21 protein-coding genes are annotated in these 21,493 nt (G+C 48.5%); 2 read left to right on the forward strand and 19 right to left on the reverse strand.

Going from position 1 to position 21,493, the window contains the following annotated elements; genetic code table 11:
* Positions 1 to 4 precede the first annotated feature (4 nt).
* The 7 genes from hemH to PMI05_RS22450 all read right to left on the reverse strand — a co-directional run bounded on the left by hemH (position 5) and on the right by PMI05_RS22450 (position 6,786).
* Positions 5 to 937: a ferrochelatase gene (gene hemH, locus PMI05_RS22420; protein WP_007726695.1), complete on the reverse strand. Its 933-nt coding sequence runs from the start codon at positions 935 to 937 to the stop codon at positions 5 to 7.
* A 17-nt stretch (positions 938 to 954) separates the two neighbouring features.
* Entirely contained in the window at positions 955 to 1,992 is a 1,038-nt protein-coding gene (gene hemE / locus PMI05_RS22425) for a uroporphyrinogen decarboxylase (RefSeq protein ID WP_007726698.1), read from the reverse strand.
* Between the two features lie 138 nt (positions 1,993 to 2,130).
* Positions 2,131 to 2,979 (reverse strand): DUF4097 family beta strand repeat-containing protein, encoded by an 849-nt coding sequence (locus PMI05_RS22430; RefSeq protein WP_007726699.1) that lies wholly within the window; start codon positions 2,977 to 2,979, stop codon positions 2,131 to 2,133.
* A 1-nt stretch (position 2,980) separates the two neighbouring features.
* A complete protein-coding gene (locus tag PMI05_RS22435; RefSeq protein WP_007726700.1) occupies positions 2,981 to 3,532 on the reverse strand; it encodes an HAAS domain-containing protein in 552 nt (183 codons plus the stop codon).
* Positions 3,519 to 3,848: a PadR family transcriptional regulator gene (locus PMI05_RS22440; RefSeq protein WP_039961221.1), complete on the reverse strand. Its 330-nt coding sequence runs from the start codon at positions 3,846 to 3,848 to the stop codon at positions 3,519 to 3,521. Before PMI05_RS22440 ends, PMI05_RS22435 begins: the two co-directional genes overlap by 14 nt.
* A 183-nt stretch (positions 3,849 to 4,031) precedes the next feature.
* Positions 4,032 to 5,906 carry a bifunctional UDP-sugar hydrolase/5'-nucleotidase gene (locus tag PMI05_RS22445; protein ID WP_007726706.1) on the reverse strand — a complete coding sequence of 625 codons (1,875 nt, stop codon included), beginning with the start codon at positions 5,904 to 5,906 and terminating at the stop codon, positions 4,032 to 4,034.
* A gap of 88 nt (positions 5,907 to 5,994) precedes the next feature.
* Entirely contained in the window at positions 5,995 to 6,786 is a 792-nt protein-coding gene (locus PMI05_RS22450) for an alpha/beta fold hydrolase (protein WP_007726709.1), read from the reverse strand.
* Positions 6,787 to 6,897: 111 nt separating this feature from the next.
* Here PMI05_RS22450 and PMI05_RS22455 point away from each other — a divergent pair, with 111 nt between their 5' ends.
* Complete coding sequence (locus tag PMI05_RS22455; RefSeq protein WP_007726716.1) at positions 6,898 to 7,578, forward strand: alpha/beta hydrolase; 681 nt, start codon at positions 6,898 to 6,900, stop codon at positions 7,576 to 7,578.
* Here PMI05_RS22455 and PMI05_RS22460 read toward each other — a convergent pair.
* The 8 genes from PMI05_RS22460 to hemA form a co-directional block, all read right to left on the reverse strand.
* The gene (locus PMI05_RS22460; protein ID WP_238543340.1) at positions 7,575 to 8,384 is read right to left on the reverse strand and encodes a HipA family kinase; all 810 of its coding nucleotides are present in this window, start codon (positions 8,382 to 8,384) and stop codon (positions 7,575 to 7,577) included. The genes PMI05_RS22455 and PMI05_RS22460 overlap by 4 nt on opposite strands.
* Positions 8,385 to 8,518: 134 nt before the next feature.
* Complete coding sequence (locus PMI05_RS22465) at positions 8,519 to 8,995, reverse strand: GyrI-like domain-containing protein (protein ID WP_007726724.1); 477 nt, start codon at positions 8,993 to 8,995, stop codon at positions 8,519 to 8,521.
* Between the two features lie 120 nt (positions 8,996 to 9,115).
* Positions 9,116 to 10,405, reverse strand: coding sequence for a glutamate-1-semialdehyde 2,1-aminomutase (hemL, locus tag PMI05_RS22470; RefSeq protein ID WP_007726727.1), 1,290 nt, complete (start codon positions 10,403 to 10,405; stop codon positions 9,116 to 9,118).
* 7 nt (positions 10,406 to 10,412) lie between these two features.
* The gene (gene hemB / locus PMI05_RS22475; RefSeq protein WP_007726728.1) at positions 10,413 to 11,387 is read right to left on the reverse strand and encodes a porphobilinogen synthase; all 975 of its coding nucleotides are present in this window, start codon (positions 11,385 to 11,387) and stop codon (positions 10,413 to 10,415) included.
* On the reverse strand, positions 11,371 to 12,183 hold the full coding sequence (locus PMI05_RS22480; protein ID WP_007726730.1) for a uroporphyrinogen-III synthase: 813 nt from the start codon (positions 12,181 to 12,183) through the stop codon (positions 11,371 to 11,373). Before PMI05_RS22480 ends, hemB begins: the two co-directional genes overlap by 17 nt.
* Positions 12,180 to 13,109, reverse strand: a complete 930-nt coding sequence (gene hemC / locus PMI05_RS22485) for a hydroxymethylbilane synthase (RefSeq protein WP_007726732.1) — start codon at positions 13,107 to 13,109, stop codon at positions 12,180 to 12,182. Before hemC ends, PMI05_RS22480 begins: the two co-directional genes overlap by 4 nt.
* Positions 13,110 to 13,133: 24 nt before the next feature.
* Positions 13,134 to 13,952 (reverse strand): inner membrane protein YpjD, encoded by an 819-nt coding sequence (locus PMI05_RS22490; protein WP_007726739.1) that lies wholly within the window; start codon positions 13,950 to 13,952, stop codon positions 13,134 to 13,136.
* A 62-nt stretch (positions 13,953 to 14,014) separates the two neighbouring features.
* Complete coding sequence (gene hemA, locus PMI05_RS22495) at positions 14,015 to 15,379, reverse strand: glutamyl-tRNA reductase (RefSeq protein ID WP_007726741.1); 1,365 nt, start codon at positions 15,377 to 15,379, stop codon at positions 14,015 to 14,017.
* A 233-nt stretch (positions 15,380 to 15,612) separates the two neighbouring features.
* Here hemA and PMI05_RS22500 point away from each other — a divergent pair, with 233 nt between their 5' ends.
* A complete protein-coding gene (locus tag PMI05_RS22500) occupies positions 15,613 to 16,554 on the forward strand; it encodes a DMT family transporter (protein WP_007726743.1) in 942 nt (313 codons plus the stop codon).
* Positions 16,555 to 16,602: 48 nt separating this feature from the next.
* On the opposite strand, the gene PMI05_RS22505 is transcribed toward PMI05_RS22500, so the two are convergent.
* From PMI05_RS22505 to PMI05_RS22520, 4 genes are all read right to left on the reverse strand, one after another.
* Complete coding sequence (locus PMI05_RS22505; RefSeq protein WP_007726745.1) at positions 16,603 to 17,955, reverse strand: protein O-GlcNAcase; 1,353 nt, start codon at positions 17,953 to 17,955, stop codon at positions 16,603 to 16,605.
* 39 nt (positions 17,956 to 17,994) lie between these two features.
* Positions 17,995 to 18,639 (reverse strand): ribosome biogenesis GTP-binding protein YihA/YsxC, encoded by a 645-nt coding sequence (yihA, locus tag PMI05_RS22510; RefSeq protein WP_007726746.1) that lies wholly within the window; start codon positions 18,637 to 18,639, stop codon positions 17,995 to 17,997.
* Positions 18,636 to 20,975 carry an endopeptidase La gene (lon, locus tag PMI05_RS22515; protein WP_007726747.1) on the reverse strand — a complete coding sequence of 780 codons (2,340 nt, stop codon included), beginning with the start codon at positions 20,973 to 20,975 and terminating at the stop codon, positions 18,636 to 18,638. The genes yihA and lon overlap by 4 nt, the downstream gene beginning before the upstream one ends.
* A gap of 247 nt (positions 20,976 to 21,222) precedes the next feature.
* On the reverse strand, positions 21,223 to 21,493 hold a 271-nt coding region (locus PMI05_RS22520; protein WP_007726749.1), incomplete at its 5' end, for a S16 family serine protease.

The raw sequence follows: 21,493 nt of genomic DNA on the forward strand, positions 1-21,493 counted from the left end.
TCCCCTAATTCGCCAGCTTCTTTCCGACTGCATCAGCCAGACAGGAAATGAAAGCAGGTCTGGCGTTAGGCATCGGTGGACGATAGTAATGTACCCCTAGCTCATCTGTAACCGCTTTGCATTCCACATCATTATCAAACAGAACTTCCAAATGCTCCGCAATAAATCCGACAGGACAGTAAACAAATGCTTGGTAGCCTTTTTCTTCGTAGAGCTCTCTAGTCAAATCCTGTACATCTGGCCCCAACCACGGATCAGGTGTATTTCCGGCGCTTTGCCATCCGATTGCATAAGAATTGATCCCTGCTCGCTCGGCAATGAGCTTTGCTGTCTCTTCCAGTTGCAGTGGGTACGGATCACCTGATTTCAAGATTTTTTCCGGCAGGCTGTGAGCGGAGAAGATCACGACTGCTTGTCCACGCTCTTCATCCGTCATCGTAGCAAACGTCGCTTGAATAGCATCTGCCCAATATCCGATGAAGCCTTGTTCCAGATACCAGCTCTCAATGCTCTGGATAACAGGTCCGCCAATAGCCGCGGAATGCTCCTGTGCTCGTCCATTGTATTCTTTGACGCTATAGCTGGAATAATGAGGCGCCAGAACAAGACTGATCGCTTCTGTAATCCCATCCCGCTTCATTTGCTCTACTGCGTCTTCGACAAACGGAGCGATATGCTTCAAACCAAGGTACCCTACAAATTCACTGTCTGGGTAGCGTTTGTTCATTTCCTGCTCGAGAGCGCGCACCTGCTCATCCGTAATGTCTGCAAATCGATTCAATCCATCTACAGCCTCGTAACGCGTCATCAAATCATCGAGCAGTTCTTGTGGTGGCTTACGACCACGGCGAATGTGCGTATAGTATGGTTCAATCTGTTCAGGACTACGTGGCGTTCCATACGCCATTAACAAGAGTCCGATCTTCTGCTTTGACATGTAAGCGCCCCTCCTGTTTAGACGTCCCTTTTGTAACTATGGATGAACTTCGTCAGTTGTTGCAGTGTTTCTACTTTGGCATCAGGGAATACGCCGTGTCCCAGATTGAAAATGAAGCCTGGCTGTTTTGAGCCTTCATCCAAAATTTCCTTCGCCTTCGCTTCGAGCTTCTCCCAAGGGGCCAATAACAGCGTTGGGTCCAAATTGCCTTGCAGCGTCTTCGTCACACCCATCTCACGAGCAGTTGTAATCGAAGTACGCCAGTCCAGACCAACCACATCAACAGGCAAGCGGTTCCAATCCATCAAAAGATGACCAGCCCCGATACCAAAATAGATCGTTGGCACGCCAGTATCTTTTAGTGCGTTGAAGATACGAGTCATGACTGGTGTAATGTACTCGCGGTAATCTTCGTCATTCAATGCACCGACCCACGAATCAAATACTTGCACAGCTTGTGCACCTGCTTTAATTTGCGCTTTGAGGTAGGTGATGGTCATATCGCCCAGTTTTTCCATCAGCGCCTGCCAAGCAGCTGGCTCGGTATACATGAATGCTTTTGTCTTATGATAGTGCTTGGAAGGGCCGCCTTCGATTAAATAGCTAGCCAGTGTAAATGGTGCCCCTGCGAAACCGATCAATGGAACAGATAATTGCTGACGCAAAATCTTAATGGATTCAAGAATGTACGGCACATGCGTTTCCGGATCGAGCTCAAGCAGACGCTCAACATCCTTCAAAGATTCGATTGGGTTCGCGATCACAGGACCAATCCCAGATTCGATATTCACATCTACGCCAATCGGTTTTAGTGGCGTCATGATGTCTGCAAACAAGATTGCAGCGTCAACGCCCAGTTGCTCAACAGGTAGACGTGTCACTTCCGCGCAAACTTCCGGTATGTAGTTCATTTCAAAAAAGCTATGCTTCGCGCGGATGGCGCGGTATTCTGGCTGATAACGCCCTGCCTGACGCATGTACCAAACCGGAACATGCTCTGTCGCTTCACCGCGACATGCTTTCAAAAACGTGTCGTTAAAAGTTTTTGCGGTCATGAATAAACCTCGCTTTGCACAATTATGTTTCCTTCAATATGATACCATTCGTCATTCGACAAGGAATGTCTCTTTTGTGTCAAAATCTTTTCGTTTCTTCCGTTTCCAATCCTATCCATCAGTGTTTCCAAACTTCTCCTATTGAATGCGAACGTCCCCGGTAGAACTTCGCACAGTCATTTTGGGTCCACCTGATCCAATCGATGCCTTCACTTTGTATTCCTCGTTCTTTTCATAGGTAAGGTTAGACCAGGCGGTTTCAATGCCTCCTGTATCTGTCGTTACTTCCAGCTGTGCTGCAGCAGGCTCCTTGGCTACTGTCACTCGAATATCCCCCGTGTCCGTTCGAATAGAAACATCATGGGTCAGCTCTGGCATTGTCAGTTTATCAATTTCGCCTGTAGAGCTTTCAATGACAACGGCCGAGCGAATATTCGCCAGACTGATATCTCCTGTAGCTGTCTGGACGTCAAGTGCTTCTCCTTCATAGCCTGACACGTCCACATCTCCATTGCTGGTGGATATTTTCGTGTTCTTTGCCCGCAGCATTCCGCTCTTGATATCCCCTGTCATCGTTCCAAGCTGGACGTTCTCATACACTTTTTCTGGCAGGAAGAGCTCCAGCTTTACCTTCCCGTTGCGAGGATAAAACATATTGACGTGAGGGCGTTCACGCAGTTCTACGAGCAGCGTACCATCTGGTGAGACTACACTCCGAAACTCCAGTCGCTCCTGCTGTTGTTCGGATACTTCCCCGACCATCCGTACGCTCGCTTTTGGTTGCTTGCTTGCCATGATTTCCACATCAGCCGTTTCCGTCAGCAACTCAATCGCTTTTACCTCTTGTTCGATTATGCGTTCTTCATTGACTTGTTTTAACGAAAAGGAGAAATTTTCTTGCTTCGTAAAGAGCCAGATGATTCCACATACACCGATGATGAACAAAAGAAGACTTATTCCAAAGAGTCTTTTCCCCAAATTTCGCATCTCATTTCCCCCTGATCATCTTCACGTTGAACTGGAGATAACGCAAGAACTGGCGATACAGCCATTTCGTCAATCGTAGCAAGCCGATGGCAAACATTCCGCCCAATCCTACGGAAACCATGCTGGAGAACAACAAGAAAAGTCGCTCTTGAGACGGGGCAGGAATCCCGTAATCCAAGAATATTCCGACTGGCGCGACCAAAAGCGCCGCAGTCATCGCATACAACCCCATCAGTAAACCAATCAGGCCTAAAAATGGCCCCAAAACAAAGACGAGATTGAAAAATCCCAAGCTGATCGTGGCGACAATCGCTCTCGTCATATTCCCTACCGATGCGTTGGACTGTGCTTGATCAATTCGGTAGCCAGCCAAAAGCTCGCGTGCCACTAGCTTCGGACTTCCCAATCCTTCTGCAATTTCAAACTCCGTCTTCCCTTGTTTCATTCCCGAGAGAAAATGCTCTGTATAATCGGCAAGGATGTCTAAGCGTTCTTTATCAGGCAGAGCGCTAAGCAAAGCATTTAACTCATCCATAAACTCACGCCTTGTCATATCCGAGTCCCCCCTCTATGATCTCATTTACCCCGCGGTTAAATATTCGCCACTCCAAAACGAGATCATTCATGTATTGACGACCGCGATTTGTCAGCTGGTAATATTTCCGTGGGGGTCCCTCTTGTGATTCCGCCAAATAGGTCGTAAAAAATCCTTCCTGGGTCAAACGGCGAAGCAAGGGGTAAACCGTCCCTTCAGAGATATGGAATTTTTCTGAGATGCTCGCAACCAGTTCGTAGCCGTATCTGTCCTGCTTAGCTGTCAAGACGAGAACACACAGCTCGAGAACCCCTTTTTTAAACTGTACGTTCATCAACATCACCCATGTAAAAGCTTACCAAATAGCTACTATATATTGCAAGGTACTTCATAATAACAAAACCTCTTTCTCGCAGCATGTAAAGGAGATGCGACCGCGTTTTAGAGGTAGGTTATTCTATCCGATACAGTAAAAAATGGACAGGGAGGTTTTTCTCCATCCCTGTCCGGTCAAACCTTATTTTACTTCAACAATCCGGTCTTCTACTTTTGGATTGACAGTTTTACGCTTGATCAAGCCTTCTTCCACAATGCTGTACATGGACAAGCCTGTGTTGAAGAATGGCTTTTTCAAAGATTCGTAACCATCTCCACCTGCTGCCAGGAAGTCGATCGTTGCTACTTTATACGTTTTTGTCAGGTCAAGCGGCTTTTCGCCAACTTTTACTTCTACTACGCGCTCGCCAGCTGGCTTGGATGGGTTGTACGTGAAGCTCATGCCGCTCACTTGCGGGAAGCGACCTGCTCCCTCTTCTACCTTGCTCACGCCGTTTTCGAGGGCTTTCTTCAGCTCTTCGCCTGTTACTTCTACGACTGCCAGTGTATTGTTCTCGAATGGCAGGAGCGTGTACAGACCTTTTTTCGTGATATCGCCTGCTGGCAGCTGAGTACGGATTCCACCACCGTTAGCGAGTGCTACATCTGCCTCATAGCCTTTGATGGACTGCGTGCGCTCCAGCATAATATCTGTGATCAGGTTACCTACGTTTGTTTCTTTCGTACGTACCAGTGCACGGTCACCATCGAGTGGCACTTCGGATTTCGCAATGACAACATTCATGACAGTATCGATCTTGCCCACGATTTCATTTACCATCTTATCTACGTCTGGATCAGCTACAACTGCTTCATCATACTCTTTCAAACCGCCGCTGAATGCTACCAGTTCTTTACCGAGGTAGTAGAGGTCAGCGCGTCCGAGGGACTTGCCGTACTCCCAGTCTTGTACGATGTACGTGCCGTTTACGAGTTCAGGTGCTTTCAGTGGAGTATGGGAGTGACCACCAACAATCAGGTCAATACCAGGAACGTTTTTCGCGATTTCACGGTCTACGTTCACTCCGATGTGGGAAACAACAATCACGTGATCTACTTCTTTTTTCAGCTCAGGTACAAGTACTTTCGCCACTTCTACCGGGTTTTTGAATGTCAGCCCTTTTACGTTGTCAGGGTGAGTCAATACAGGTGTGTCTTCCGCTACGAAACCAACAAAGGCGAATTTCTTCCCGCCAATCTCTGCTTTGAAAACAGGTGGCAGCAATTCTTTTCCATCTGCCTTGAACACGTTAGCTGAGATGACTGGATGCTCGAGCATGTCACGCAGCTTGAGCAATTGCTCATAACCGAAGTCAAACTCGTGGTTACCTGCAGCCATTACGTTGTAGTCGAGGCTGTTGAGGATTGGAACAACAGATTCGCCTTTGAATTGGTTCACGAAAACGGTACCTTGGAAGGTATCACCAGCGTCCAAGAGCAAGAAGTTTTCGTTCTCTGCACGCCATTCCTTGAGCAAGGTTGCGATTTTGGCAAAGCCGAATTCTTTTTGGTTCTTGTCTTCTTGAATATGACCGTGTGTATCGTTAGTGTGTGCAATCGTTACATGCGTGGTAGCCGCATCACCCAATGCCTGGAAAAATTCACCGCGCGTTACAGTAGCTTTGTTGTCGAGCTTCATTTTGTAGCCCAGTTTGTCAGCCATTTGTGTCAGCTTGGCAGACGTTACGGCTTGCGCAGGGTTTTTATAGTCGTCTTGTGTAAGAGCACCTTGGCTCTTTGCCCAGTCGAAGTAAGGAGTAGACCAATGAGCACCTTTAGCGGCTGCTCCCAGTTTTGCCTCTTTCAATTTGGAGAAAACAACAGTAGCCTCCGCGAGAGTCACGGCACGATCCAAAGCAAGATCGCCATTTTGACCCGCTGATACAATTGCCTTTTTCACCATCCAGTCAGTGTGCTGTACGGGATGCAATGGTGCTGCAAATGCTGAGGAAGACATCAGCGATGCAAATACGATAGATGCAAACGCCGTCATCGTAATCCGACGTGCCTTTTTCATGATAATTTCCCCTCTCGTCTATGTAAAAATAAATAGGATAACGTTTTCATTATAGCAAAATTTGCTAGGACTATGGTGTGATATTTGTTTACTTTCTGTTTAGAAAGCTCTTGAAGGCTTCAGCCATTTTCTCTGGTGATTCAACCATGCCCATATGCCCAGCATCAGGCAACAGCACTTGTTCGACGTTATTTTTATCTACTGTAAAAGTTTTTTCAGCAGGAATGATCTGGTCCTCTGTTCCTGCGACTAATAGCACAGGTAACGTCGTTTCTTGCAGCACATGATTGCGATCCGCTCGATCACGCATAGCGATTAATGTTTGGACGGCTCCAACCGGGCTTGTCGCAAAGCCAATTTCTTTTGCTAGCTGGACTTCTTCTCTCATCGTCTCGATATGAGAAGGTGCGAACAGCTTCGGTACGAGGGCTTTGATAAACGGTTCCATGCCATTTTGGCGGATGTTGTCTGCGCCTTTATCCCGATTGGCTTTGGCAGCGTCGTCATCCGGATATGGCGTCGAATGGACCAAGCCAAAGCTCGCTAGCTTGTCCTCGTATTGATTTGCAAAAGCCAAGGTCACATAGCCGCCGAGCGAATGTCCAAACAGATGAATCTTCGCTAAACCCAGCTCATCTACAAACAAAGCCAGATCGTCTGCAAAGCGCTCTATCGAATACGGTTCATCATGGGCCGAGCTGTTTCCATGCCCACGCAAATCGATTGCAATGACACGATGCGTTTTAGACAAGAGCGGAACTAGCTTATGCCAGTAAGATGAGCTCCCGCAAAAACCGTGGATCAAAACAAGCGACTCCCCTGTTCCTTCTTCTACATAGGCTATTTTGATGCCGTTACTCAGTTGGACTTCCTTTTTCATCGAATCATACTCCTTTACTGTTTGTTTACTTCTTGTCAAAAAGTGCTGCTGGCCCTTACGATTTGAAAATAACCCTTGTTCCAAAGAACATGAAAGAGGTGTAGCTAGTAGATGGTATACCCAAAAACAGGTTCCGTGATCGTCAGGGACGGGAGAGAAATGAAGTACACGCACATTCAGGCAAATCAGACGCCCTCTTGCTCCGTCTGTTTTTTCTTCCCCGGAGCCAGCTATTCGTTCGACAGGCCTTATCTGTATTATTCTACCATGCTTTTATTGAGCAAACAGATCGATCTCGTCCATGTGCACGCTGCGTATGGAAAAGACATCCCTGATTTCGAAACCAGCTCATTCGCAAAACGCAGCGCTTGGATCAGCGAGGATATGCAAACGGTTGTCTCCCAAGTACTAGATCAGCAGGAGTATGAACGTGTTTTCTTTCTCGGGAAATCACTCGGAACAGTTCCGATTGCATGTTCTTTGCTCAAGGAACCTCGTTTTTCCCGTTCGTCTGCGATCCTGTTGACTCCGTTGCTGAGGGAGGATTTGGTCGTGGCAGACTTGCTTGCGCTGGAGCAAAATGTCTTTCTCGTCTCAGGTACTGCCGATCCCCACTACCATCAGCCTACTCTCGAAAGAATCATTACTTCCAAGCCAAATATTCATCGGTATCTGCCACAAAACGCAAACCACTCCCTAGACATCGGTCTGCAGGTTGACCTTTCCTTACAAGTCTTGCAGTCTATCATGGATGAGCTGGGTTGTTTTTTGGACAAGTCGCTGGACATTTAAGCAAAACGCTTCGATACCCGCTTCACCGCTTTTTTCATTTGCTTGCGTCTGCATTGCAATACTTTTTGGATGAATTTTTTTTCGGACTTTTTCAAACACCCTTTTGGTACTCTTTTAATCGCTTTTTTGATTTCTGAAGTAGGCAAAGATTGGATTTCTTTCACTATCTTGTCAAGCTGCTTTCGATTTTCCCGCGTGAACCGTCTCAATCCGTAGGGAATTCGTTGCTTCTTTTTGTCCCCGGTATGCAAGCAAAATTTGTATGCTTTTTTACAGGAGAACTTTTTCTTTGCTCTGCGAAGATTCCATTTATCAGGATTGCCAAACAATGATATGCCGTGATCGATGCCATACCATTTGTATTTCTTCCATGATTTTCTTCGGTAGAGAATCAAGTTGCGATTCGAACGGTCCGGGTTAAGAATCCATGCATCGAAAGCAACCAAACGTGCTAATTTTTTGGCATTCTTGATATACTTTTGCGGTTTTTTCTTTACGTAAGACTTCGCCTTTTTCCAAGGAATAACCTTTTTGGCATTGGCTGTGACAGAGACAAGACCGCGCTTAATGTACCCTCGTGGTCCTTTTACACGAGCCTGTAATACTTTTGCAACGGGTAACCCGAGTTTTTTGGCTAAGTGTGCAGCGATGTATTCGTTAGCGACAAGAATACGATAACTCGTGCGATGATGTGCCCAGACATTCGATTTAAAGTATCCTTTCCGATTTTTCCGTTTGCGAACACTCCAAATCAACCGACCGTAACGCTTGCGCAAGTGCTTTTGATAACGCCATTTCAATTTCACCACACTTGTCACCCCTGTCCTGTTTTATACAGTATACGAGTCTGGATTCCAATTGGTGAAACCAAACGGCCAACACCTCCCGCTTTTGGGTATAAAAGGTGTTGGCCGTTTAGAGGTGCTGCTTCGCTGTTCTTTTACCGAAGCGGGATTAAAATTTCGTACGTGTTCTCGACCCGAGCAGACTCATGCACAGAAGGAACGTACCGTTGATCGTAGCGCTCCATTCGAAGAGCATTCTCATCTACCTGATGGGCGCTTGCGTTTAGCCAACCAAACAAACTGTGATACGTGTTTTGGACCTGTTCCATCGGCCCTGTGTGGGTAAAGCGGACGTATGTCTTCGCTGGAATGGTGAAACCCACCATGCCCTCAGGGATATGCTCAAAACGCTCTACTTCCACCACAATGTACTCGGTATACATTTGGTACGTCCGATTCTCGTCGCTGATGTCGTAACGAACATCTGGTGAAATCACGAGAGGAATCTCATCCTGGCGCTTCAAAAAGGTCTCCCACAGCTTTGGCATGTACTCGACAAGCATCGGAAAGGAACCAGAGAAGCTAAGACCAACCAGATGCTTTTGCGGTACGTGAACAATCATCCCTTCCATGTCTCCACCTCATCATCTGCATTTTCCTTCGTATTTTGACAGGGGGTGGAAAAATCCTGCAAAAAAAATCAAAAAAAGCACCTCCTGCATCAGCAAGGAAGTGCTTCTTCTTTTCATTCTTTATTCAAACGCTTTTTTCATCGCTCTGTAGCTTGCTTCAATCGTCCGTTCGATATCTTCATCAGTATGTGCCAAGGAAACGAACATACCCTCAAACTGGGACGGCGGGATCATGATGCCTTCCTCCAGCAGATAGCTAAAGTACGCGGAGAAACGCTCCAGATCGGATGTTTTCGCTGTTTCATAGTTGATAACCGGTGTCTCCGTGAAGAACAGGCAAACCATGGAGCCTACGCGATTGAGCGTGTACGGAATGCCCAGCTTCTTGGCATTGTCAGCCAAGCCTTCAGCCAAACGAGCGGACATTTTCTCCAAGCGTTCGTAAGAGCCTGGTTTACTGAGCTCTTGCAAGGTAGTCAAGCCTGCTGCCATTGCCAAAGGATTACCCGACAGCGTTCCTGCCTGATAGATTGGTCCTGCTGGAGCCACTTGCTGCATGATCTCCCGTTTGCCACCGTATGCACCAACTGGCAAGCCACCGCCGATAACTTTCCCCATCGTTGTCAAATCCGGAGTAATGCCGTACAGCTCTTGTGCACCGCCCAATGCTACACGGAAGCCAGTCATGACTTCATCGAAAATCAGCAGTGCCCCATGTTTCTCTGTAATTTCACGCAGTCCTTCGAGGAAGCCTGGCTGTGGAGGAACGACCCCCATGTTGCCGCCGATTGGCTCCACAATGACTGCTGCCAGATCATCGCCAAACGATTCAAATGCCAGTTTGACGCTTTCCAGATCATTGTAAGGAACCGTAATCGTGTTGTGTGCTGTTCCTTCTGGTACGCCTGGGCTGTCTGGAAGCCCGAGTGTAGCCACACCAGAACCAGCTTTGATCAACAGGCTGTCGGCATGACCATGGTAGCAGCCTTCGAACTTCATGATTTTGTTGCGTCTGGTATAGCCACGCGCGAGACGCAGAGCACTCATCGTCGCCTCTGTACCGGAGTTCACCATGCGCACGACTTCTACAGACGGCACGATCTCACAAACGAGCTTTGCCATTTCTGTTTCCCGCTCAGTCGGTGCGCCGAAGCTGGTTCCAAGCGCAGCTACTTCCGTAATCGCTGCGAGGACACGCGGATGCGCATGACCCAAGATCAATGGACCCCACGAGCCGATGTAGTCAATATAGCTGTTTCCATCCACATCAAAAATGCGGGAGCCTTCTCCTTTTGCGATGTAAACAGGATTGCCTCCGACACTCTTAAAGGCACGAACCGGACTGTTTACTCCGCCTGGTATGTAATGCTGTGCTTCTGCAAATAACTGAGTAGATTTTTCTCTATTCATCTCGTGCTCACCTCGCCAGCCATTTTGCAACATCTTTTGCATGGTACGTAATGATCAAATCTGCACCTGCGCGCTTGAAACCAACCAATGTTTCCATAACGATACGCTCTTCATCGATCCAGCCATTCAGAGCTGCCGCTTTTACCATAGAATACTCTGCACTCACATTGTAAGCCACGATCGGCAGGTTGAAGTTCTCACGCAGACGGAGAACCATGTCCATGAAGGCAAGACCTGGCTTCACGATCAAGAAGTCAGCTCCTTCTTTTACATCGGAAGCTGCCTCGCGCAGACCTTCCCGTGCATTGGCCGCGTCCATTTGATAGCTTTTGCGATCGCCGAATTGTGGAGTCGAGCCTGCCGCATCGCGGAACGGCCCGTAGAAGGCAGAAGCGTATTTCACCGCATAGGACATGATCGGAATGTGTTCAAAACCAGCCTCGTCCAAAGCTTCACGGATTGCAATCACGAAACCGTCCATCATGTTGGAAGGAGCAATGATATCTGCTCCAGCTTTTGCTTGGGAAACGGCGGTCTGACCCAAAAGCTTCAATGTTTCGTCATTCACGACTTCGCCTTCGTGAATCACACCACAGTGACCATGATCGGTGTATTCACACAGACATGTATCTGCAATCACGAGCATTTCCGGATGGGCTTCCTTGATCAGACGCATCGCCTGCTGGGTAATCGCATCATCATTGTACGCCTCTGTTCCGCATGCGTCTTTATGTGTTGGTACCCCAAACATCAAAACAGCCTGAATTCCCAGAGCTACGATTTCCTTCATCTCTTCGGCCAATGTGTCCAGGGAGAGCTGATACACGCCTGGCATGGACGGAATCTCATTCTTAATACCGGTTCCTTCCACTACGAACAACGGATAAATCAAGTCTTCCACCCGTACGTGGTTCTCCCGCACCAGATTGCGCATAGCCGCGCTTTTGCGAAGACGGCGATGACGGTCAAATGTTTGTGCCATGTCGATTCCCTCCCAGATTCTCTATGATAGCTGCTAGTAATCCTTCCACGGTGTACTCACTCGCTACCACATGAACAGAAAGCCCGTTTTGTTTTGCTGTATCGGCCGTTATTGGTCCGATACAGGCGATCTGAGCGCGCTTGAGCCAGTCAAACGATGCATAAGGCTCCATCGCTGCCATAAAATGCGTCACCGTTGAAGAACTGGTAAACAAGATGATATCGATGAGACCTTGCTGGAGCTTTTCCGCTGCATCTGGAGCCTGCTCTGCATCAATGACAGTGTGATACACGTCTACCTCTGTCACAGCAAGTCCCAAGCGAGCCAACTCCTTTGGTAGTGCCTTGCGGGCAATATCTGCACGAGGCAGCAGAATGCGCTGACCAGGAAGCAGTTGATCATACAAGCTCGACAGCAAGCCCTCCGCCACGTAATCAGACGGGATGACAGCTACTTCGAGTCCGTGATGCTCAAGCGCCTTGGCCGTCTTCGGACCGACCGCAGCAATTTTGCCAGTGAACGCTTCGAGTCCTACCCCGAGCTCGCGCATACGCTCCAAAAAGAAACGTACGCCATTCACACTCGTGAAGACCACCCAGTCGTATGTTGGCAACTGGGTGATGGCTTCGTCGAGCTTGGCAGTGTCCGTCGGCGGTATCATTTTTAACAGGGGAAATGCGTACGCTTCTCCACCCAACCGCTCGATATGTTCAACGAGCTCGCGAACTTGACTTCTCGCCCGCGTGACCATGATGCACTTGCCAGTTAGCGGCTTGTGCGATCCGTGGACAATCATTGCTCATTCTCCCGCAAGACTTGCGCAAGTACCTCTCCCGCTCCCTGCGCCAGAAGGGCTTCCGCCACTTGAATCCCCAGCGCTAGCGGATCTTGGCCAGTCGCCGTGTTTTTGAACATTTGCTTCCCATCTGGGGAGCCAACCATTCCGGTCAAAGTAATTTCATTGTTCTCACCAATTGTCGCATATGCGCCAATCGGCACCTGGCAGCCTCCTTGGAGTTTATGCAGGAAGCTGCGCTCTGCCGTTACCGCCAAACGCGTCAGTGCGTCATCAAACTGCTTCAAGAGAGCGAGTGTCTCCTCATCGTCTGCACGACACTCGATGGCAAGCGCACCTTGACCGACAGCTGGCAAGCTGATTTCAACAGGCAGGAACTGCGAGATGTTCCCTTCAAAATTCACGCGCTCAAGTCCAGCTGCAGCGAGGATGATCGCATCAAAATTTCCTTCCTCCAGCTTGCGTATGCGCGTATCAATATTTCCACGCAGAGATTCGATCTGAATGTCAGGGCGATGTGCGAGAATTTGTGCAGAACGGCGCAAGCTACTGGTCCCTACCAAAGCTCCTTGTGGTAATTCATCCAATGTCTTGCCGTCCTTGGAAAGCAGGACATCTCGGGGATCAACACGCTTTGGAATCGCGCCGATTACCAAGCCCTCTGGCAATTCAGCCGGCATATCCTTCAAGCTGTGTACTGCAAAATCGGTTTCCCTATCGAACAAGGATTGCTCGATTTCTTTAATAAACAATCCTTTTCCGCCTACTTTGGACAAGGTCACATCGAGGATTCGATCGCCTTTTGTCACGATTTCATGCAATTCAAAATCAGCCTCAGGTGCGAACCCCTTCAGTTTATCTACGACCCAATTCGTTTGGGTGAGCGCCAATTTGCTTCGACGCGTTCCCACTCTCCATTTTCCCATGACAGCCTCCTTGATAAACAGCCCCTACCACCAGTCGTGAAATGTAGAAGTAGTGAAGCCTAAAAAATTGATAAGCAGTAACAAAAACGCCAAGACGTTCCACTGCGCGAGTCTGCGCATCTGCACCGTATCCCGATAGCGTTGGTACAGCCATAGCGAATAAATCGCAAGAACCAGCGTGGAGAGCACTACTTTTGAATCTAGCAGAAATTTCTCCGGCAAAACCATTTTACCCCAAATGATCCCTAATACAATCGAGAGCAAGAGCATCGGTACACCCAGCATGTTCATTCGATACGCGTAGCCTTCCAATTGATCGAGGCTAGGCAACCGCCTGAGCAACGGGGACCAGCGTCTTTCCTTGAGCATTTTGTGCTGAAGCAAGTACATGGCCGAGAAGATCATGGAGAGCGAGAACGCCCCGTAGCTGAACATGGCCAGTGTCACATGTGTCAACAATAGCTCAGAGGTCAAGATACTCGATACAGCCTCAATCGGCGTTTCCGGCAAAAACATCGACATGACGAGCACGACGAATCCGATAATATTAGTAAAAAAAACCAGCAAATCAATCCGAAAAAAATAGTGAATGGTAAGCGACAAGCCTACCAGCACCCATGAATAAAAAAAGAGCGTCTCAAACAGCGTAATGACTGGAAAATACCCCTTCATGACTGCTTGCGAGACAAAAAATGCGGTTTGCAAGGCCCAAACGACAACAAGCAACCCGAAAGCCAGACGATTGACTTTCCGGTTGCTTTGCAAGAAGTCGTTAAAATAGAAGAGAACACTTGCAGCGTAGAGAAAGATCGTCAAGTCGTAGATCCATCTCACCTCGGCCATGTACTCTCTCCCCCACTTTCCCAATCGGTTTCTAACAGTAGCAGATAGATTGTTAGGTCAGCTTAGTCAGGGAACCGGGAAGCCAATACTTGCTCCCGAGAAGAAGATGTCTGTTTATTTTTATCGTTAGACCAGATTGCTTCCTGTTCTTTTCGCTCCAGGATCTCCTCCAACGCAAACATTTTCTCGAAAATATCCAGCACTTCTTCCCCATCTTTGGTAGCTGCCATTTCTTTTAAACGCACGACCGGATCGTGCAACAATTGATTGACAATGCCCTTGGTTGTCTTGCGGATGATGTGCATCTCCCGCTCAGACAGGTTCGGCAGCTTGTTTTCGATTTTTCGCATCGCTTCGCTTTGAATCGTGTTTGCCTTGTCACGCAGTGCAGCGATGAGTGGCGCCACTCCAAGCGTCTGGTACCAGGTCGTGAATGCCACAATCTCTTCTTGAATCATGACATCCAGACGTTCCGCTTCACGAGAACGTTCTGCAACGTTACTCGCAACGATGCCTTCGAGATCGTCAATATCATATAAAAATACGTTATCAAGATCATGCAAGTCAGGATTCAGGTCGCGAGGAACTGCGATATCCACCATGAACAACGGACGATGCTTCCGTTGTTTCATGATCGGAGCCAGTTCTTTTTTGCCGAGGACATAACCTGTAGCTCCGGTCGAGCTGATGACGATGTCTGCTGTGAGCAGTGCCTCTGGCAGCTGCTCCATCGTACAGGAGTCACCCTTGAACTTTTCTGCCAAAAGCTGCGCTCGCTCCAATGTACGATTCGCTACCATGACGCGTTCCGATCCATTTGCGTGCAGGTGCTTGGCGGTCAGCTCACTCATTTTGCCCGCTCCGACGATCAGGACAGACTTCCCTGCGAAGGAACCGAAGATCTTTTTCCCCAGTTCGACAGCAGCGTAGCTAACAGAAACCGCATTTTGTCCAATCGCTGTCTCTGTATGGGCACGCTTGGCGAACGTAATCGCTTGCTTGAATAAGGTGTTAAAGACAGTCCCTGTCGTTTGACGCTCCTGCGCCAACAGGAACGCATCCCGGACTTGTCCGAGGATTTGTGTTTCTCCCATTACCATCGAATCAAGACCGGAAGAGACGCGGAACAAGTGCTCGATTGCCTGTTCGTTCTCTTTTATATAGAGATGATCCTTAAATTGTTCTTTCTCCACGCCGAACCATTCCGCCAAAAAACGGCGAGTGTAGTCTCGGCCAATATTCGCCTGGTCGCAAACGACGTAAATTTCCGTCCGGTTGCACGTCCCCAGGATGATACATTCTGCGATACTCTTCGTCTGGGAGAGAAGATGAAGAGCGCGTGCTGTTCCATCGTCGCTGAATGTAAACTTTTCGCGAATTTCGACAGGAGCTGTTTTGTAGTTTAAACCCAGCAAAAGAATATCCATAATGTCCTCCCAGAATAACAAACCTGTTAGCGGCATATGTAAAATGCACTATTATTATATCATTATGTCCTGAATCGGATAAGAGTAATTGTGAAAAGTTTATTAACGGAGTGTACTTTGCGTATATCCTATATAATCCGCTTGCGTTCCTTCCGGGAATCCCTTATGATGTCGGCTATACATGAAAACAGAAGAAAAATTGCGAAAATGTCAGAAAGGAGAGGAAAGAAGCTTTGAGAAAACCTTGGATGGCAGACATAACGCTGCTCCTCGTCGCAGTTATCTGGGGAACTACGTTTTTGATCGTACAACAGGCAATCGCATCGCTGCCTCCCAATACGTTTAACGCCGTACGCTTTACCATTGCTGCGTTATTTTTATTGATCATCTATTTCATCCGCAATCGTCATCGTGGGCAGACCTATGAATGGAGAGGGCCACTGCTTCGTGCAGGCGTCATCCTCGGTTTTTGGCTCTGTCTGGGATACGCCTTACAGACTGTGGGACTTTTGTATACATCGCCGTCCAAAGCTGGCTTTATCACTGGTTTATCCGTCGTATTGGTGCCGCTCTTCTCGTTCTTGCTCTTGCGTGAGCGTGTCAAGCCTTTCGCTATCGTTGGCGTGATTCTAGCAGCGTTCGGCTTGTATCTGCTGACACAGAACCAGTCGTTCTCCTTTAATCTCGGTGATGCCCTGGTATTCTTCGGTGCAATCTGCTTCGCCATGCAAATCGTCTCTACCGGCAAATATGCACCTCGTTTTGCGGCATTGCCCCTTGCCATTACGCAATTAGGCACGGTAGGTGTTATGAGCTGGCTGTACGCCTTTTTCTTTGAGGATTGGAGTCGTGCTTTTGATCCGGCGATCTTGTTCATTCCCGAGGTGGCCTTTGGTTTGATCATCACTTCTATTTTCGCCACGGCACTGGCCTTTCTCGCGCAGACGGCCCTACAAAAACAAACCAGCTCGACGCGGGTCGCTCTCATTTTCGCTTTGGAACCCGTATTTGCTGCACTCACCTCATACGTCTTTATTCATGAAGTATTAAGTGGAAGACAGTTGACCGGATGTCTCCTAATTTTCACCGGCATGATTCTCGCTGAGCTGCCGATTCAAGAATGGTTGCGGAGTTTCCGTCAAAGAAAACCAAATGACGGTCGTGAATCCGCCTGATGCGAAAAGTAAAAAAGTTCCTTCTCCCCTGCGGGAAAGGAACTTTTTTTATGAGCTCTTCTTGACCTCTAGCATTACCGCATCCACAAAAAGCTGCATGACCGGTCCGCATACTTCTTGCGGGTAACGCTCCGTTCGTTTGAGCCACTGCTTTAGTCGGAGCAAATGATACGCTGCTTGTGGGAGTCGCCCTCTTGTCCCATGATCAATGAGTTCGACTGCCGACAGACCGACCTTGGACCATAGATGGAACTTCTCCACCCACGGCCTCGTTTCTTCTGCAAGCTTCTGATTCGTCATTCCTGCCAACAGCTTGTCTGCCGCAGCCTCCATCTTCTGAAAAAGAGCCGTCAAGTCAGCAATGGCTTTTTGCCGATCTCCCTGCAAAAAATGAAAGCGGAAGGTCAGAATAGCTTCTAGCAATCGCGGCGATTCCACCTCGCATAAAAACGAGCTTTGCACGTTATCCGCAAAGGTGAAGAAAGCATCTGCATCCTTTTGTCCCGCTACTTCCTCTACGGCTTGTTTCCATACTCTATCAGGATCGTAGCCGATCGGATCTCGCAAATAAGCTGCCGTCGTAATCAAAGGAATCTTCGAGCATTCTGATCTAGACATCGCATTCGCCACATAGCCTGCTGCGTATTGCCACAGGTCAGGGTCACGGTGACGTAATGGACCGATATGTAGTTCGTTCGCCATGGCCAAATCATTCACCGGGTAGTTGTCCCAATAAAATGGCTGATGACCCGTGTACTCCTGAAAGCGAATCGCATCGCCGTCCGTCAGGTAGGGTGAGCAGACGAATCGTCCCGTCCAGAACAAATCGATTTCTGGCGGCAAATGCTGGCCCAGGTACATGATGTACGCTTCTTTTCCAATCCCATTGTATTGTGTAGGACAGACAACCAGCTTGACTGGATCGCCCCAGTTGCGTATCAAATCCCACACATAAAGCGTCGTACGGGCATGCGCCTCCGCCAAATGGACAAACTCGGCTACATCCTTCTCATGCAACAGATGCATGGGGATATCATCGAACAATAGCGCAAAGTAACGCACACCGCGATCATACAAATCCCGATACTTCCTGCCCAACAGCTCCAAGTGCTGACAATTCGTATATTCCATGCTGAGCCCAGGTCCCAAGCAATAAATAAACTGCATGTTGCGAGTTTGTGCCCGCTGGATCAGCTCATCTAACTGTTGATTGGCTTTTGCAGGAAGTGGCTCCATCCATCGTTCTCGCAGATACTCGTCATCTTTTGGGGCGTAGAAATACGCGTTGTAATCATGTCGGTGCAAAAAGTCGATCATATCCAGCCGCTCTTCATGTGTCCAAGGTGTTCCATAAAAGCCTTCGATCACACCACGTACAGCAAAGCAAGCACTCCCGCTCACTCAGATGCTCCCTTCCCCACGACGAATTGGGTTTAAGAATTACTCATTGGCTGGAGCAGTCTCCTCAGCCTTAGTAGCCTCCCTGGCCATTTCCTCGCCAGCACGGATACGACGCATGATTTCTGCCCACAGTTCATCCTTGCCTTGACCTGTCTCCGAGGAAAATACAATGATCGTATCATCCCCTCGCAAATTCAAGCTTTGACGGATGATCTTCGTATGCTGTAGCCAACGCCCGCGAGCGATTTTATCACCTTTCGTCGCTACGACTACGGTAGGGATCCCGATTTGCTTACACCAATCGTACATCGCAACGTCGTCTTTACTTGGAGCATGACGAATATCGACTAGTTGAATAACGAAGCGAAGCTCTTCCCGGTTTTTCAAATAGCCCTCGATCATTTTTCCCCATTGTTCCTTGATCGTCTTCGCTACTTTTGCATACCCATAACCCGGGAAGTCAACGAAGTAGAGCATTTGATTCACACGGAAATAGTTTAATGTCTGGGTTTTACCCGGACGAGAACTGATCCGGGCAAGCCCTTTGCGGTTCATCATTTTATTAAGCAATGATGATTTTCCTACGTTAGATCGCCCTACCAGCGCGATCTCATGGAGACCATCAGTCGGATACTGCTTTGGTCCAACCGCGCTGATAATAAACTCTGATGATGTTACTTTCATGCTTTGTCACCTACTGGCTGTTTAGTTAGCGCGTGACGCAGCACTTCATCTAAATGATCAACTGGATAGAATGTCAGTTCACCGCGTACGCTCTCCGGGATATCCTCGATATCCTTCTCGTTTTCTTTTGGCAAAATGATCGTGGTTAAACCTGCACGGTGAGCAGACATGCACTTTTCTTTCAGCCCGCCAATTGGTAGAACCCGACCTCGCAACGTAATCTCCCCAGTCATCCCCACTTCCTTTTTCACAGGGATTTTCGTGAGGGCGGATACGAGTGCGGTTGCCATAGTAATCCCAGCAGACGGACCGTCTTTTGGAATCGCCCCTTCTGGAACGTGGATGTGGATATCGTTCTTCTCGTGGAAGGACGGATCAATTCCCCACTGATCTGCATGGGAGCGAATATAGCTGAATGCAGCCTGCGCAGATTCCTTCATGACATCACCCAGTTTCCCTGTCAGGGTGAGCTTTCCTTTTCCAGGCAAAATGCTGACTTCTACATTCAGCGTATCTCCGCCTGCTTGTGTCCAAGCCAGACCCGTAACGGAGCCGACTTGATCTTTTTTCTCCGCCAGTCCATAGCGGTAGCGCGGTTTGCCGAGGAGTGCCTCCAACGTCTTAACCGTAACCATGACACGCTTCTTCTCACCGCTCACGATCAGCTTGGCAGCTTTGCGGCATACGTTGGCTGCTTCGCGATTGAGGTTGCGAACACCCGCTTCTCGCGTGTACAGACGAACGAGCTTTAGCATCGCATCGTCGTTCATTTTCAGCTTATCTTTGCCCAGACCGTGATCCTGCATTTGCTTCGGCAAGAGGTAATCACGCAAAATGTTCAGCTTTTCCAGTTCGGTATAGCTGGAAATTGAGATGACCTCCATCCGGTCCAAAAGCGGACGCGGAATCGTATCGAGACTGTTTGCGGTCGTAATAAACATGACGTTCGTCAAATCATAGGTCTCTTCGATATAGTGGTCACTGAATTTATCATTTTGGTTTGGATCGAGTACTTCGAGCAGTGCAGACGCAGGGTCTCCACGGAAATCAGACGCGAGCTTGTCGATCTCATCCAGCAAAAAGACAGGATTAATCGTACCAGCTTGCTTCATTCCTTGTATGATTCGCCCTGGGAGAGCACCTACATACGTGCGGCGGTGTCCGCGAATCTCTGCTTCGTCGCGTACTCCACCCAAGGAAATACGAACGAAATTGCGCCCGATTGCACGCGCTACGGAACGGGCCAGAGACGTTTTTCCGACACCCGGAGGGCCTACCAGACAAAGAATCGGTCCACGCATGGAGTTTACCAGCTTTTGTACTGCCAAATACTCCAAGACGCGCTCCTTCGGTTTATCCAAGCCGTAATGATCTTCATCGAGAACTTGCTGTGCATGATGAATATCCAGATTATCTTCTGTCGTTTTCGTCCACGGCAGCGCAAACAAGGTATCGATATACGTACGGATGACCGAGCCTTCCGCAGAAGTCGCCGGCATCTTCTCCAGACGCTCGAGCTCCTTCTCGATCTTCGTTTTGATCCGCTCAGGAGCGTCCGATTTTTCGAGCTGAGCACGCAGCTCATCTACTTCGCCTTGGCGTCCGTCCTTGTCGCCCAGCTCTTTTTGGATAGCCTTCATTTGCTCACGCAGGTAATATTCCTTTTGCGTGCGCTCCATCTGTTTCTTCACGCGGTTGCCGATCTTGCGCTCCAGCTCAAGTACCTCGCGCTCGTTGTTCAAAATGGTTAAAAGAATTTCGAGACGTTCCTTGATGTTGGTCGTCTCCAAAATTTCTTGTTTATCCTTCATCTTGAGCGGCAAATGCGAAGCAATCACATCCGCCAAACGTCCTGGTTCCTCAATGTCCTGCACAGAGGTTAGCGTCTCTGGAGAAACCTTTTTGGACAGCTTGATGTACTGCTCAAAGTGGCCCAGCAAGGAACGCATTAAAGCTTCCACTTCGTTTTGCTCTGTTTTTTCATCTTGCAAATATGTAATCGACACGACGAAATAATCTTCCTGTTGAAGATACTCCTCGATTTTCGCGCGTTGCAAGCCTTCTACCAATACACGGATTGTCCCATTCGGCAGCTTCAGCATTTGTTTCACACGCGCAACGGTACCAATACTGTAGATTTGCTCAGCATCTGGCTCTTCTATATGGACCTCTTCCTGTGTCGCAAGCAAAATCTTGTTATCGTCTACCATGGCTTGCTCCAATGCGCGGATGGACTTTTCCCGTCCAACGTCCAAATGGAGTACCATTGTCGGATAAACAAGCAATCCTCGCAACGGGAGAAGCGGTAATTCTCGTTTACCGGAACGTTCGCCCAAGCGGATGCACCTCTCCTTGTTGATCTACCCTCTTACAAAGAGCCTAATAACAGACAAAAACGGCCCTCAAAGCCGTTTTTCAAACGCCCGCCCGGCCCAAAAAAACGAGACAAAAAAGATCATACGCATCATTTTTTGTGGAGCTCGTTTCAGGCCGGGCAAGGCCTCAGGCTCATTGCAAGCAGAAGCTTTTTTCCATTGTAGCGCAAACACAATCCGATGTCTAATTTGCGAGCATACCCGACTGTTACAGTGATAGCGGAGAGGAAGCGAGATCCTCTGCTGGGATTTGCAAAGTAAATCCCGTCGCCTCTTCTTCTTGCATGGCAACTTGCGGTACAGCCAGCTCGATTACCTCAGTGACAGTGGACACTGGTATGATTTCAATCCCTTTCATGTCTGCAAAAATGCTTTGCCAGTTTTCCTGTGGAATGATGACTCTGGTCGCTCCCGCTTGTTTGGCGGCCTCTACCTTCGCGACTACACCCCCAACTGGCTTTACCTTACCATGAATACTC

It is taken from the genome of Brevibacillus sp. BC25 (assembly GCF_000282075.1).
Classification (GTDB): Bacteria; Bacillota; Bacilli; order Brevibacillales; family Brevibacillaceae; genus Brevibacillus.